This window comes from Kitasatospora sp. NPDC096147, from assembly GCF_044763225.1.
Lineage (GTDB): Bacteria > Actinomycetota > Actinomycetes > Streptomycetales > Streptomycetaceae > Kitasatospora.
Map to the genome: position 1 here is coordinate 15225 of NZ_JBIWFX010000016.1, position 14324 is coordinate 29548.

The 14324-nt window shown below is 73.9% G+C and carries 13 protein-coding genes; 4 read left to right on the forward strand and 9 right to left on the reverse strand.

Translation table 11 applies throughout. The features are described from left to right. Window positions 1-108: 108 nt before the first annotated feature. Entirely contained in the window at window positions 109-948 is an 840-nt protein-coding gene (locus ACIRBX_RS32885) for a sulfurtransferase (protein ID WP_402302812.1), read from the reverse strand. Window positions 949-1080: 132 nt separating this feature from the next. On the opposite strand from ACIRBX_RS32885, the gene ACIRBX_RS32890 reads away from it, so the two are divergent. Next, on the forward strand, window positions 1081-1788 hold the full coding sequence (locus ACIRBX_RS32890; protein ID WP_402302814.1) for a VOC family protein: 708 nt from the start codon (window positions 1081-1083) through the stop codon (window positions 1786-1788). A 139-nt stretch (window positions 1789-1927) separates the two neighbouring features. Here the strand turns inward: ACIRBX_RS32890 and ACIRBX_RS32895 are convergent, their stop codons facing one another. The 4 genes from ACIRBX_RS32895 to ACIRBX_RS32910 all read right to left on the reverse strand — a co-directional run bounded on the left by ACIRBX_RS32895 (window position 1928) and on the right by ACIRBX_RS32910 (window position 7290). Continuing rightward, on the reverse strand, window positions 1928-2602 hold the full coding sequence (locus ACIRBX_RS32895) for a thymidine kinase (protein WP_402302816.1): 675 nt from the start codon (window positions 2600-2602) through the stop codon (window positions 1928-1930). A 49-nt stretch (window positions 2603-2651) separates the two neighbouring features. Continuing rightward, the gene (locus ACIRBX_RS32900; RefSeq protein ID WP_402302819.1) at window positions 2652-3821 is read right to left on the reverse strand and encodes an alkaline phosphatase family protein; all 1170 of its coding nucleotides are present in this window, start codon (window positions 3819-3821) and stop codon (window positions 2652-2654) included. 9 nt (window positions 3822-3830) lie between these two features. Further along, window positions 3831-4421 (reverse strand): DUF5998 family protein, encoded by a 591-nt coding sequence (locus tag ACIRBX_RS32905; protein WP_402302822.1) that lies wholly within the window; start codon window positions 4419-4421, stop codon window positions 3831-3833. Between the two features lie 94 nt (window positions 4422-4515). Beyond that, window positions 4516-7290: a GNAT family N-acetyltransferase gene (locus tag ACIRBX_RS32910; protein WP_402302825.1), complete on the reverse strand. Its 2775-nt coding sequence runs from the start codon at window positions 7288-7290 to the stop codon at window positions 4516-4518. 225 nt (window positions 7291-7515) lie between these two features. Here ACIRBX_RS32910 and ACIRBX_RS32915 point away from each other — a divergent pair, with 225 nt between their 5' ends. Beyond that, a complete protein-coding gene (locus tag ACIRBX_RS32915) occupies window positions 7516-7794 on the forward strand; it encodes an HPr family phosphocarrier protein (RefSeq protein WP_380149860.1) in 279 nt (92 codons plus the stop codon). Window positions 7795-7880: 86 nt separating this feature from the next. Here the strand turns inward: ACIRBX_RS32915 and ACIRBX_RS32920 are convergent, their stop codons facing one another. Continuing rightward, the gene (locus ACIRBX_RS32920) at window positions 7881-8792 is read right to left on the reverse strand and encodes a glutaminase (RefSeq protein ID WP_402302826.1); all 912 of its coding nucleotides are present in this window, start codon (window positions 8790-8792) and stop codon (window positions 7881-7883) included. A gap of 80 nt (window positions 8793-8872) precedes the next feature. Between ACIRBX_RS32920 and ACIRBX_RS32925 the strand changes: the two genes are divergently transcribed. Beyond that, on the forward strand, window positions 8873-9583 hold the full coding sequence (locus tag ACIRBX_RS32925; protein WP_402302829.1) for an AzlC family ABC transporter permease: 711 nt from the start codon (window positions 8873-8875) through the stop codon (window positions 9581-9583). Then, window positions 9573-9887, forward strand: a complete 315-nt coding sequence (locus ACIRBX_RS32930) for a branched-chain amino acid transporter permease (protein ID WP_402302830.1) — start codon at window positions 9573-9575, stop codon at window positions 9885-9887. The genes ACIRBX_RS32925 and ACIRBX_RS32930 overlap by 11 nt, the downstream gene beginning before the upstream one ends. Before the next feature lie 89 nt (window positions 9888-9976). Here ACIRBX_RS32930 and ACIRBX_RS32935 read toward each other — a convergent pair whose 3' ends face one another. The 3 genes from ACIRBX_RS32935 to ACIRBX_RS32945 form a co-directional block, all read right to left on the reverse strand. Then, window positions 9977-11170 carry an RtcB family protein gene (locus ACIRBX_RS32935; RefSeq protein WP_402302833.1) on the reverse strand — a complete coding sequence of 398 codons (1194 nt, stop codon included), beginning with the start codon at window positions 11168-11170 and terminating at the stop codon, window positions 9977-9979. Between the two features lie 298 nt (window positions 11171-11468). Continuing rightward, entirely contained in the window at window positions 11469-12854 is a 1386-nt protein-coding gene (locus ACIRBX_RS32940) for a M16 family metallopeptidase (protein ID WP_402302834.1), read from the reverse strand. After that, window positions 12851-14185 carry a M16 family metallopeptidase gene (locus ACIRBX_RS32945; protein WP_402302836.1) on the reverse strand — a complete coding sequence of 445 codons (1335 nt, stop codon included), beginning with the start codon at window positions 14183-14185 and terminating at the stop codon, window positions 12851-12853. Before ACIRBX_RS32945 ends, ACIRBX_RS32940 begins: the two co-directional genes overlap by 4 nt. Window positions 14186-14324: the final 139 nt, after the last annotated feature.

Genomic DNA, 14324 nt, shown 5'->3' on the forward strand with positions numbered 1-14324 from the left:
GCGGGGGGGGGGGGGGGGGGGGGGGGGGGGGGGGGGGGGGGGGGGGGGGGGGGGGGCCGCCCCCCCCCCCCCCCCCCGCTTCTCAGGGCGCTTCTCGGGGCCGCTTTCTCAGGCGCCGGTCTCGGCCGGATTGGCCGGGTCGGCGGACCACTCGCTCCAGGAGCCCGGGTAGAGCGCGGCCCCCGGGTGGCCGGCCACGGTGAGGGCGAGCAGTTCGTGCGCGGCGGTGACGCCGGAGCCGCAGTAGACCGCGACCTCGGTCGAGTCCTTCACCCCGAGCGCGGCGAACCGCTCGGCCAGCTCGGCGGCCGGACGGAACCGGCCGTCGGCGGCCAGGTTCTCGGTGGTCGGGGCGGAGACCGCACCGGGGATGTGCCCGGCCCTCGGGTCGACCGGCTCCACCTCGCCCCGGTACCGCTCCCCCGCCCGGGCGTCCAACAGCAGCCCGGTGCGGGCGAGTTCGGCGGCCCCGGCGGCGTCCACGGTGGGCAGCGCACCCGGCTCGGGCACGAAGTCGCCGCCGCCGTCCTGCGGGGTCGTGAAGTCGAGCGGCCGACCGGCCGCGGTCCAGGCGGCCAGACCGCCGTCCAACACCCGGACGTCCCGGTGGCCGGCCCAGCGCAGCAGCCACCAGGCCCGGGCGGCCGAGGTGGCCGGGCCCGCGTCGTAGACCACCACCGGCCGGTCGGCCCGCACCCCGGCGCGGCGCAGCGCGGCGGCGAGGACCTCGGTGTCGGGCAGCGGGTGGCGCCCGCCCGCGCCGGGCGGGGAGGCCAACTCCCGGTCCAGGTCGAGGTAGTGGGCACCGGGCAGGTGGCCGGCCGCGTACTCCTCGGCGCCGGGCGGGCCGCCCAGGGCCCAGCGGACGTCCAGCAGCGCGGGCGGGGTGGCGGCGTCGAGGGCGGCGGCCAGCTCCGCGACGTCGATCAGGGGGGAAGGGGCGCTCATGCACGCCATTCTTCCTCCGAAACTCCCTCCTTTGTACGGTCTTTGCGCGGCTCGCCGGGGCATGTGTACCCCGAGTCCGCCCTCGCGGTGGAACCATTCCCCTGCGACCGGAGCACTCCGAGGAGGACCGCCATGACCGCGGTGAAGGCCCGACTTGCCCAGGGCACGCCCTGCTGGGTGAGCCTGATGACGAGTGATCCGGAGGGCGCGCAGGAGTTCTACCGCGCCCTGCTGGGTTGGGAGTTCGAGCCCGGACCGGCCCAGTTCGGCGGCTACGTGCGGGCCACCCTGGGCGGTGCCCGGGTGGCCGGGCTGGGGGCCACGCCGCCCGGCTCCGGGCACGGCGTGGAGTGGACCACCTACTTCGCGGTGGACCACGCGGACGAGGTGGCCCAGCGGATCCGGGAGTGCGGCGGCACCGTCGCGGTCGGGCCGGTGCAGGCCGAGCGGGCCGGGCGGGTGGCGATCGCCTCGGACGTCACGGGCGCGGTGTTCGGCCTCTGGCAGGGCGAGGAGCACACCGGGTGGGAGCTGGTCGGCGTGCCGGGCGCCCCGGCCCGGGTGGAGCTGGTGACGGCCGACCGGGAGGGCGCCGGGTACTTCTACGACGCGGTCTTCGGGGCCGGGCCGGAGCGGACCCTGCGGGGCGGCGAGGAGCTGCGGGACGGGCCGCCGCGCTGGCGGGTGCACTTCGGCGTCACCGACCCGGACCTGGCGGCCCGGGAGACCGAGCGGCTGGGCGGGCGGGTGCTGGTCGCCCCGCACGACACCGGGCACGGCCGGGTGGCCCGGCTGGCGGATCCGCAGGGCGCCCGGTTCTCGGTGGTCGCGGTCCCCTGACGGGGCGGTGACTCCGGAGGCCGTTCGCGGTGGGCACGACCCGCCACCGGATGCCGTCGGGTCGGCACGACCCGGCACCGGAGGCCGCCAGGTGCCGCCTCACGCCACTGCCGGGCTGAGTCACCGTCAGGGGGTCGGCTCAGGAAGGCTGTTGCTGCGCCGCACCGGTCTCGCCGAACGGCAGCACGTCCGGCGAGAGCACCGAGGCCCGGGCGGTGGCGGCGGTGAGCCGACGCCGGTGGTGGCGGCGGCAGAGCACCTCGTAGCCGACCTCGGCCTCGTTCTTGGCGATGTCGCCGACCACCACCTGGGCGCCCTCGACCACCATCACGCCGCCGACCGTGCGGGCGTTGTGGGTGGCCCGGGCGCCGCACCAGCAGAGCGCCTCGACCTGGAGCACCTCGACCCGGTCGGCCAGCTCGATCAGGCGCTGCGAGCCGGGGAACAGCCGGGTGCGGAAGTCGGTGGTGATGCCGAAGGTGAAGACGTCGATGGAGAGTTCGTCCACCACCCGGGCCAGCTGGTCGACCTGCTCGGCGGTGTAGAAGTTGGCCTCGTCGCAGATCAGGTAGTCGACCTTGCCGCCGGCCGAGAGCAGCTGCACCACGTGCGCGTGGAAGTCGAAGCCGTCGGTCACCTCCTCGGCGTGGGCCCGCAGGCCCAGCCGGCTGGAGATGGTGGAGGCGCCGGCCCGGTCGTGCTTGGAGAAGATGATGCCCCGTCGGCCCCGGGCGGCGTGGTTGTGGTCGAGTTGGAGCGCGAGCGTCGACTTGCCGCAGTCCATCGTGCCCGAGAAGAACACCAGGTCAGCCATGGGTGGAACGGGGGCCTTTCGGTCAGGAGGCGGTGGGCGGGGCGGTCGGTCAGCTACGCACTTCGAGCAGCGGCACCAGCTGCTCGACCGGCGTCATCGAGCCGTGCAGGCCGATCATCGAGGACTCGCCGGGCTCGCTGCGCGAGGCGGTCACCGCGAAGTCGTCGCGGGCCGCCGCCACCACGTCGCCGATCCGGTGGTACACCCGGTCCTCGACCACCGGGCCGAACCAGCCGGCCGCTATCGCCTGGTCCCGGGTGGCCACCCAGAAGCGGTCGCCGAGCACCTCGCTCCAGACCGTGAAGACGTCGCCGGCCGCACCGGGCACCGCGTAGACGTGCCGGGCCCGGCCCTCGCCGCCGAGCAGGGCCACGCCCGCGCTCAGCTCCCAGTCCTCGTCGTAGTCGATCCGGTTCTCCGGCAGGACGTCGATCATGCCGTGGTCGGCCGTCACGTACAGCGCCGAGCGCGGCGGCAGCTGCTCGGCGAGGCGCTTGGCCAGCCGGTCCACCGCGAACAGCGCCATCCGCCACTCGTCGGAGTCGACGCCGTAGCGGTGGCCGGTGCCGTCCAGCTCGCTGACGTACGTGTAGACCAGCGCCCGGTCGTGCTCGGCCAGCCACTGGGCGGCCAGGTCCATCCGCTCCTCTCCAGTGCTGCGGCCGAGGAAGGTGCCGCCGGAGAGCGCCACCTTGGTCAGCGGCGTCTGGGCGAACAGCGGGGAGGAGACCTGCGCGGTGGCCACGCCCGCCCGGTGCACCCGCTCGAAGACGGTCGGGTGCGGCTGCCACTCGTGCGGCGGCACCGGGGGCTGCCAGCGCAGCTGGTTCATCAGCTGGTTCCGCCCCGGGACGGCCACCGTGTACCCGGCCAGGCCGTGCGCGCCGGGCGGCAGGCCGGTGCCGACCGAGGCCAGCGAGGTGGCGGTGGTGGACGGGAAGCCGGCCGTGACGGACCGTCCGCCGGCGGCGATCAGGCCGTTCAGGAACGGTGCGTAGTCCGGGTGGCTCCGGATCAGCTCGTAGCCCAGGCCGTCGACCAGGAAGACGCAGACCCGGTCGGCCGGCTCCAGGGTCAGGCCGGTCTCGAAGCCGGGCAGGCCGAAGCCGGCCGCCACGGCGGGCAGCAGGTCGGCGAGCGAGCCGGTGCCGTACTGCGGCGCGGGGGCGTCGGAGGGGTCGAGGATCTCGAAGTCGTCGTACCCGGGGTGCGTGGTCATGAAGGTGCGTCAGCCCCGGTCGGCGATGGTGGCCTCGGACAGGGCCCGGGCGAAGACCAGCGACTGCGCGACCGTCTCCGGACCGTCCCCGGCCTCGCTGACCCGCAGCGAGAGGTCGTCGGCGGTGGCCGAGCCGGTGTAGCCGTGGTCGGCCTCGCAGTTCGGGTCCGAGCAGCCGGCCGGCTCCAGGTCGATCCGCTGGACGGCGCCCCAACCGATGGTGAGCACCACCTCGCGGGGCGGGGTGCCGGGGGTGTAGGTCTCCGGGTTGGCCACCATCCGGGAGAGCACCACCGAGTTGATCCGGTCGATCCGGACGCACTCGGTGGAGGTGGTGGCGTACGGCACCGGATTGGACCCGTCGGCGTTCTGCTCGTCGGTGTGGCTGACCACGAACCGGCTCGGCGTCAGGACCAGCACCGTCACGTGCCGGCGCACCTCGTTGGAGTCGAAGGTGGTCTCCTGGTGGACCAGGTAGGAGACGATCGGCTCGGGGCCCACCGCGGACTCCACGGCCTCCGACACCAGGGCGGGGTAGTAGCCGCTGCGTTCGATAGCCGACCGCAGGTCCTGGGTGGTGGTGGTACCGGTCTTCGCCATAGCTCCATCCTGGCATGTCGCGCCGACGAAGCGGGCGGCACTGCGCCGAGCTTCTGGCCCTCTCGCGTCCGGAGTCGGACACAACCAAGGAAGGTTACAGGGTGCTCATGGCACGCGGTCCCAGATCGCTGCGGACCGGCAGCGGGGCGATCCGCACCCGGGCCGCCAGCACGGCCAGCCCCCGGGGTGCCACCACCACCGGGTCGAGGTCCACCGAGGCCACCTCCGGCAGGTCGTCGACCAGCCGGGAGACCCGCAGCAGCAGCTCCTCCAGGGCCCCGGTGTCCACCGGTTCGGCGCCCCGCCAGCCGAACAGCAGCGGGGCCGCCCGGACCTCCCGGACCAGCGCCGCGACGTCCTGGTCGGTGGCCGGGATCAGCCGGTGCGCGACGTCGCCGAGCAGCTGGGAGGGGGCGCCGGCCAGACCGAAGGTGAGGATCGCGCCGACCGCCTGGTCGACGGTGGCCCCGATCACGGTGTCCACCCCGCGCGGGGCCAGCCCCTGCACCACCAGCCGGGCCTTCGCCGCGCCGCCCAGCAGCGCGTCCAACTCCCGGAAGGCGCGCCGCAGTCCGGGCTCCCCGGTGAGGTCGAGCCGGACGCTGCCGAGGTCGGCGCGGTGGCGCAGGTGCTCGGCGGTGGCCTTCAGCGCGACGGGGTAGCCGAGCTCGGCGGCGGCCCGCAGTGCGCTCTCCTCGTCGGGCGCGGGCAGCGCCCGCTGGACGTCGATGCCGTAGTGGCCGAGCAGTTCGGCGGCCTGCCGGTCGTCCAGGGTGATCCGGGCCCCGCCGGGCTGGGTGCGGGCGGCCACCGCCGTCCTGGTCTCCAGCGCGGCCTCCACCAGGGCACGGGCCCCGTCCTCGGCGATCCGGTCCAGCTCGGGCACCCGGGCGGTCTGCTCGGCCTCGGCGGTGCGGCGGCGCCAGTCGGCGTAGCCGACCGCCCTGGCCAGCGCGTGCACGGCCCGCTCGGGAGCCGGGTAGGCCGGGATGCCGGCCGCCTTCAGCCGCTCCGGCAGGTCGGTCAGGGCCAGGTGCGCCAGCAGCAGCGGCTTGCCCAACTCCCGCGCCCGGCCCGACACTTCGATCAGCGCGTCGGCGAACTCGGGCTCCTCGGCACCGCGTTCGGTGGGCGGGCGGTGGGTGGCGATCGGCGGGATGGTCACGGCGATCACCGCGTCCACCGCCGGGTCGGCCAGCGCGGTGTCCAGCGCGATCCGGAAGTTCTCCCCGGTGGCGCCGGTGGTCAGGTCGACCGGGGTGCCCGGCCGCAGCCCGGCGCTCAGGCAGGCGTCGTGGGTGAGCAGCCCGAGCGAGTCCGAGTTCCCCACCACCGCGACCCGGTCGCCGGCCGGCAGCGGCTGACGGGCCAGCAGCTCCCCGGTGTCGAACAGCTCGGTGATGGTCTCCACCCGGACCACCCCGGCCTGCTGGAACAGCGCGTCCACGGTCTCGTCCCGCAGCCCGCTGGAGGCCGGCTGCACCGCGTGGCCCGGCGGCAGGCTGCCGGTGTGCCGGGCCCCCTTGACCACCACCACCGGCTTGCTGCCGGCCAGCCGCCGGGCGATCCGGGTGAACTTGCGCGGGTTCCCGAAGGACTCCAGGTAGAGCAGCACCACCTCGGTGGCCGGGTCGTCGGCCCAGTACTGCAGCCAGTCGTTGCCCGAGACGTCGGCCCGGTTGCCGACCGAGGCGAAGGAGGAGACGCCGAGGCCCCTGCGGTGCGCGGTCTCCAGCAGCGCCACCCCGATCGCACCGGACTGGCAGAACAGCCCGAACGGGCCCCGGCCGGGCAGGGCCGGCGACAGCGAGGCGTTCAACGGCCGCTCGGGGTCGGTGTTCACCAGCCCGAAGGCGTTCGGCCCGATCACCCGCATCCCGGCCGCCCGGGCCTGCCGGACCAGCGCCCGCTGGTGGTCCCGCCCCTCCGGGCCGGTCTCCGCGTACCCGGCGGTGACCACCACCAGGCCCTGCACCCCGTGCGCCCCGCAGTCCGCGACGGCCTGCGGCACGGCGGGCGCCGGGACGGCGATCACCGCCAGGTCGACCGGGCCGGGGATCTCCAGCACCGAGCGGTACGCGGGCACCCCGTCGATCCCGCTGCCGCGCTCCGCGTTCCGGTTCACCGCGTACAGCTCCCCGGTGAAGCCGCCGGCCCGCAGGTTGCCCAGCAGCGAGCGGCCGACCGAGCGCGGGCTGCGGGAGACCCCGATCACCGCGACCGAACGGGGCGTCAGCAGCCGTTCCACCGAGCGCGCCTCGGCCCGGTGCTCGCGGGCCCGCATCACCGCGAGCGCGGAGTCGGTGGGCTCCAGGTCGAACTCCAGGTGCACCACGCCGTCGGCGAAGGAGCGGCGCTGGGTGTAGCCCGCGTCGGTGAAGACCTTCACCATCTTGCGGTTCTCCGGCAGCACCTCGGCCTGGAAGCGGCGGATGCCGCGCTCCTGGGCGACCGCCGCGATGTGCTCCAGCAGCGCCGAGGCCACCCCCCGGCCCTGGTGCGCGTCCTGCACCAGGAAGGCCACCTCGGCGTCGGTCCCGGTGGTGGACGGCCGGCCGTCGGGGTCGATCCGGTCGTACCGGACGGTGGCGATGAACCTGTCCCGGACGACCACGGCGAGGCCGACCCGGTTCACGTAGTCGTGGTGGGTGAAGCGGCGCACGTCCTTGTCGGAGAGGCGCGGGTACGGCGCGAAGAACCGGAAGTACTTCGACTGGTCCGAGACCTGTTCGTAGAACTCCACCAGCCGGTCGGCGTCGGCCTCGGTGATCGGGCGGATCCGGGCCGTGCCGCCGTCGCGCAGCAGGACGTCCGCCTCCCAGTGCTGGGGGTAGCTGTGCTCGTCGCCGCGCGGCGCACCGTCTTCCACAGCGTCAGGTTAGACGCTCCCGGCCGCCACGAGCGGGACCGGGAGCGCACCTTCCGCCCCGACTCACCCCGACGGCCCGGCGAGCCTCACCGGCACCGCCGACCGTCCCGGGCAGGGTGGGACTTTGGCCACCAAAGCCGCCCGCACCGGCGCGACCTCGCCGTTTGCATGCAACACTGGTCTAGACAACCCAGCTCCACCAGCACCACCTGAAAGGCACGTCACATGGCTGAGCGCCGCGTCACCATCGGTTGGGCCGAGGGCCTGCACGCCCGTCCCGCCTCGGTCTTCGTCCGGGCGGCCACCGCCGTGGGCGTGCCCGTCACCATCGCCAAGGAGGGCGGCAACCCGGTCAACGCCGCCTCCATGCTGGCCCTGCTGGGCCTCGGCGCCCAGGGCGGCGACCCGGTCGTCCTGGCCTCCGACGCCGAGGGCGCGGACGAGGCGCTGGACCGCCTCGCGAAGCTGGTCCAGGAGGGCCTGGACGAGCTCCCCGCCGCCTGACCGACCGTCACGTGAAGGGGCGCACCGCCTGCGGTGCGCCCCTTCACGCGTACCCGCCCGGCCCGTCCGGCCCAGCACACCGCCGCCTAGAACACCGACCACCCGGTGGCCGTGGTCAGCGCGTCCAGCGCCGCCACGCCCAGCACCGAGTTCCCCTGCCGGTCCAGCCCCGGGCTCCAGACGCAGACCGCGCCGCGCCCCGGCAGCACCGCCAGGATCCCGCCGCCCACCCCGCTCTTGCCCGGCAGCCCGACCCGGAACGCGAACTCCCCCGCCGCGTCGTACGTCCCGCAGGTGAGCAGCACCGCGTTCACCCGCTTCGCCTCGCTCCGGGTCAGCAGCCGCGAGCCGTCCGCCCGCACCCCGTGCCGGGCCAGGAACCGCCCGACCAGCGCCAGGTCCCGGCAGCTCGCCGTCATCGCGCAGTGCGCGTAGTAGTGCGCCAGCACGCTCTCCACCGGATTGCGCAGGTTCCCGTAGCTGGCGATGAAGTGCGCCAGCGCCGCGTTCCGGTGCCCGTGCCGGGCCTCCGAAGCGGCCACCGCGTCGTCCACCTCGATCGCGCCGTTCCCCGACTCGGCGCGCAGGAAGTCCCGCACCGCGCCCACCGCGTCCCCGGTCAGCTCCAGCAGACGGTCCGTCACCACCAGCGCCCCGGCGTTGATGAACGGGTTGCGCGGGATGCCCTGCTCCGTCTCCAACTGCACCAGCGAGTTGAACGGATTACCCGACGGCTCCCGCCCCACCCGCCGCCACAGCGGATCCCCGCCCTCGGCGAGCGCCAGCGCCAGGGTGAACAGCTTCGACACGCTCTGCACCGAGAACGGCGTCTCCCAGTCCCCCGCCCCGTACACCTCACCGTCCACGGTGGCGATCGCCATCCCGAACGCGGTCGGGTCGACCGCCGCCAGGGCCGGGATGTAGTCGGCCGGCCGGCCGCGCTCGGGCGCGCTCAGCGCGCTGTCCATCGCCTGGTGCAGGAGTCGCTGGTAGTCCACCCGGCCATTGTGCCCAGTGCCCGTCCCACCAGGCGAAACGGCGTTCGACCCCAGCACGGGCGAGCGCCTACGGTGCCGGGATGACCAGCACCGCACCACCGTCCGCACCACCCCTCGTGCCACCCCGCGCCGCCTTCCGAGACACCCTCGGGGTCGGGCTCGGAATCTTCCCGCTCGGGCTGGCCTTCGGCGTGCTGCTGACCCAGAGCGGCTTCGCCTGGTGGTGGGCCCCGCTGTTCTCCGTCCTGATCTACGCCGGCTCGGTGGAGTTCCTGGCGATCGGCCTGCTGCTCGCCGTCACCCCGCTCGCCTCACTCGCCCTGACCACCCTGCTGGTCAACTTCCGGCACGTCTTCTACGGGCTGTCCTTCCCGCTGCACCGCGTCCGGGGCCCGCTGCGCAAGGCCTACAGCGTCTACTCCCTCACCGACGAGGCGTACGCGCTCACCGCCACCAAACCGGCCGAGTCGCTCTCCTCCGGCTACGTGCTGGGCATCCAGGTCCTCTGCCAGACCTACTGGGTGACGGGCGGTCTGCTCGGCGCCCTCCTCGGCGCCGCACTGCCACCCGGCCTGGACGGTCTGGAGTTCACCTTGACCGCGCTGTTCGCCGTCCTCGCGGTGGAGGGCTACCGCGCCACCCGCGACGTACCCGGCCCGGTGCTGGCCCTGCTCTCCGCGCTGGCGGCGCTGCTGATCGCCCCCGACCAGTTGCTGGTGGTCGCACTCGCCCTGTTCGTGGCCGTCCTGATCATCCGTCACACCCTCCGGAGCCGCCGCCGTGCCCAGTGACCGCTACCTGCTGACCGGCCTGCTGGTGATGCTCGTCGTCACGCTCGCCCTGCGCGCCGCCCCGTTCCTGCTGCTCGGCCGCCTGCGCTCGGCTCCCCTGCTGGGCCACCTGGCCACCACCATGCCGACGGGCGTGATGCTCATCCTCACCGTCTACACCCTGCACGACACCACCCTCGCCACCGCCGTCCCGGCCGCCGCCGGCCTGACCACCACGGTCGGGCTGCACCTCTGGCGGGGCAGCGCGCTGCTCAGCGTCCTGGCGGGCACGGCGGTGTACATGGTGGCGCTGCAGCTCGGCTGAGCCGGACGATCCGCCCGCCCCACGAGCCGCCGCCGGCTCCGGAACGCAGCAGGTCGGGGTGCGCCTTCCGCACACCCCGACCTGACGGGTCAGCCCTTCACGCAGACGACCTGCCTGAGCTGCGCGACCACCTCGACCAGGTCCCGCTGCTGCTCGATGACCTTCTCGATCGACTTGTAGGCGCCCGGGATCTCGTCCACGACGCCCGAGTCCTTACGGCACTCGACGCCCTTGGTCTGCTCCGCCAGGTCCTGCGCGGTGAACTTCCTCTTCGCCGCCGTCCGGCTCATCTTCCGGCCGGCGCCGTGCGAGGCCGAGTTGTAGGCCGCCGCGTTGCCCAGGCCCCGGACGATGTACGAGCCGGTGCCCATCGAGCCCGGGATGATGCCGTAGTCACCGGAGCCGGCCCGGATCGCCCCCTTGCGGGTGACCAGCAGGTCGACGCCGTCGTACCGCTCCTCCGCCACGTAGTTGTGGTGGCAGCTGATCTCGTTCTCGAACGCCACCTTGGCCTTCGGGAACTCACGCCGCAGCACGTCCTTGAAGAGCGCCATCATCACCGCACGGTTCTTCTTCGCGTACTCCTGCGCCCAGAACAGGTCCGAGCGGTAGGCGCCCATCTGCGGGGTGTCCGCGATGAACACCGCCAGGTCGCGGTCGACCAGGCCCTGGTTGTGCGGAAGTCCACGGGCCACGCCCATGTGGTACTCCGCCAACTCCTTGCCGATGTTGCGCGATCCGGAGTGCAGCATGAGCCACACCGATCCGGACTTGTCGATGCAGACCTCCACGAAGTGGTTGCCGGCCCCGAGCGTCCCCATCTGCTGCATGGCCCGCTCCCGCCGCCACTTCACCTCCGAGGCGACCCCGTCGAAGCGCTGCCAGAAGTCGTCCCACCCCGCCGTCGCGAAGCCGTGCAGCTTCCCCGGGTCGACCGGGTCGGAGTGCAGCCCGCGCCCGACCGGAATCGCCTGCTCGATCTTCGAGCGCAGCCGCGACAGGTCGTCGGGCAGGTCCTTCGCCGTCAGCGAGGTCTTCACCGCGCTCATCCCGCAGCCGATGTCGACGCCGACCGCCGCCGGGCAGACGGCGCCCTGCATGGCGATGACCGACCCGACCGTCGCGCCCTTGCCCAGGTGCACGTCGGGCATCACGGCGAGGCCGTGCAGCCACGGGAGCGAGCTGATGTTGCGCAGCTGCTGCATCGCGGCGCCCTCGACGGTCGAGGGGTTGGTCCACATCCGGATCGGGACGCGGATGCCGGGTACTTCGGTGTACGACATGGTGAACGACCTCCACGGGTCGGTGAGTTCAGGCGTCAAGGGGGACGAACCGCCACGCGAAGCTTCCGGCGTGGCTCGGGGAAGACCGAGAGGGCTCAGCGAGCCGCACGGGGGGCGCGCGGCAGTCTCGGGGAGCCAGTTCGTCGCTCGACCCGCATGGTGACCGCCTCCTCTCCCGTGCTCGATGGCCGCCCTGGTGGCGACGGGAGCAATCTAGCCACAGCCACCGGCACCCGCACAACGCAATAAAGCGGCCCGGCGGAGCCGAAGCTCCACCGGGCCGCCTGACGACCGGGCGTCAGCTCACCACGGTGACCTCGCCGATGCCCAACTCCCGCACCGCGTCCGCGAATTCGCTCGCGTCGCCGACCAGCACGGTGACCAGCCGGTCCGGCGGGAAGGCGGCCACCACGGCGGCGGTGGCGGCGTCCGTGCCGAGCTCAGCCAACTGCCGGTAGATCTCGGCCTGGTAGTCGTCGGGCAGGTACTGCTCGACCTGGTCGGCCAGGGTGGCGGCGACCGAGCCGGCCGTCTCGAACTTGAGCGGGGCGACCCCGACCAGGAACTGCACGGCCTCGTCGCGCTCGGCGTCGGTGAGGCCCTCGGCGGCGAGGGTGCGCAGGATGGTCCAGGTGTCGGCCAGGGCGGGGGCGGTGGAGGCGGTGTCCACCGAGCCGCTGATGGCCAGCAGGGCGCGACCGGTGCCGTCGGCGTTGGAGCGCAGCGGCTGGGCGAAGGAGCGGACGCCGTAGGTGTAGCCCTTCTCCTCGCGCAGCACCCGGTCCAGCCGGGAGGTGAGGGTGCCGCCGAGGCAGTAGGTGCCGAGGATCTGGGCGGCCCAGGCCGGGTCGTGGCGGTCGGGGCCGAGCCGGCCGATCAGCAGCTGGGTCTGCACCGAGCCCGGGCGGTCGACGATGACGACCCGTCCGGTGTCGTCGCCGGTGACGGCGGCGTGCCGGGTGGCCTCGCCGGGCTCGCCGGTCCAGCGGCCGAGGGTGGCCTCCAGCAGGGCGGGCAGGTCGACGCCGGTGAGGTCGCCGACCACCACCACGGTGGCGGTGCCGGGGCGGACGTGCTCGGCGTAGAACGCCCGGACGGCGGCCCGGGTGATGTTCTTGACCGTCTCGGCGGTGCCGCTGCGCGGCCGGGAGAGGCGGTCGGCCTCCTCGAAGAGGTCGGCGTAGAGGGCCTTGGCGGCGCGGCGGGCCGGGTTGGCCTGCTCGTGCTGGATCTCGTCGAGGCGGTTGGCGACCAGGCGCTCGATCTCGTCCTCGGGGAGGGCGGGGGCGCGCAGCGCGTCGGCGAGCAGGGTGAGGCCGCGCTCCAGGCGGGAGGCCGGGACCTCCAGCGAGACCCGGATGCCGGGGTGGTCGGCGTGCGCGTCCAGGGTGGCGCCGGCCCGCTCCAGCTCGCCGGCGAACTGCTCGGCGGTCAGGGTGTCGGTGCCCTCGCTGAGGGCCCGGGCCAGGATGTTGGCGATGCCGTCCAGACCGTCCGGCTCGGCGGCCAGCGGGGCGTCCAACTGGAGCTCCACGGCGACCAGTTGCTGGCCGGGGCGGTGGCAGTCGAGCACCGTGAGGCCGTTGCCGAGGACGGACCGCTCGGGGGCCGGGAAGGCCCACGGGGTGGGGTCGCCGGCGGTCGGCTTGGGGTGGAAAGTCATGGTGGGGGTGGGGTCGGTCATGCCGCCGCCTCCTCGTCCTGGGTGTCGGCAGCGTCGTCGGTGGTGGTGGGCTCGTACACCAGGACCGCCCGGTTGTCCGGACGCAGGCGGGCCGCGGCCACCGCCTTGACCTCGTCGGCGGTGACGTCGAGCACCTTGCCGAGCGCCTCGTTGAGCAGCTTGGGGTCGCCGAACAGCACGGCGTAGCGGCAGAGTTCGTCGGCGCGGCCGGCCACCGTGGCGAGCCGGTCGAGCCACTCGCGCTCGATCTGGGCCTGGGCGCGCTCCAGTTCCTCGGCGCTCGGGCCCTCGGCGGCGAAGCGGGCGAGCTCCTCGTCGACGGCGGTCTCGATCTGGGCGATGGTGGCGTCGCCGGAGGTCTTGACGTCGAGCCAGCCGAGCGAGGGGGCGCCGGCCAGCCGGAGCAGGCCGAAGCCGGCCGCGACGGCGGTGCGGTCGCGGCGGACCAGGCGGTTGTAGAGCCGGCTGGACTCGCCGGAGCCGAGGATGGTGAGCGCCAGGTCGGCGGCGTCGGCCTCCCGGGTGCCGTCGTGCGGCAGGCGGTAGGCGGCCATCAGGGCGCGGGACGGGACGTCCTCGCGGACCAGTTCGCGGGCCTCGGCGCCGATCGTCTCGGGCAGCGTGCCGTCGCGCGGGGGCTGCTTGCCGTCGTGGGCCGGGATGGTGCCGAAGTACTTCTCGACCCAGGCGATGGTCTGCTCGGGGTCGAGGTCGCCGACGATGGAGAGCACCGCGTTGTTGGGCGCGTAGTAGGTGCGGAAGAACGCGCGGGCGTCCTCCAGGGTGGCCGCGTCCAGGTCGGCCATCGAGCCGATCGGGGTGTGGTGGTAGGGGTGGCCGTCCGGGAAGGAGAGCGCGGTGAGCTTCTCGAAGGCGGTGCCGTAGGGCACGTTGTCGTAGCGCTGGCGGCGCTCGTTCTTGACGACGTCGCGCTGGTTCTCCATCGAGGTGTCGTCGAGGGCGGCCAGCAGGGAGCCCATCCGGTCGGCCTCCAGCCAGAGGGCGAGCTCCAGTTGGTGGGCCGGCATGGTCTCGAAGTAGTTGGTGCGCTCGAAGCTGGTGGTGCCGTTGAGCGAACCGCCGGCGCCCTGGACCAGTTCGAAGTGGCCGTTGTTGGAGACGTTGGCGGAGCCCTGGAACATCAGGTGCTCGAAGAGGTGGGCCAGGCCGGTGCGCCCCTTCACCTCGTGGCGGGAGCCGACGTCGTACCAGAGGCAGACGGCGGTCACCGGGGTGAGGTGGTCCTCGGAGAGCACCACTCGCAGGCCGTTGGCCAGGCGGTGCTCGGTGATGGCGAGGCCTCGGGTGGAGGCGGGGGCCGGGTTGGCCATGCTGGGTCCTTCCCGTCGTCGGTGGGTCACGGTCCGGATGGCAGGTCCGGAGGGGCGGGGATGCCGTTCCCCATTCTGGTCCAACGCACGGCGCGTCCGGTTGTGCCCGCGCCAACAGGGCGTTCGCCACGGGCGGAAG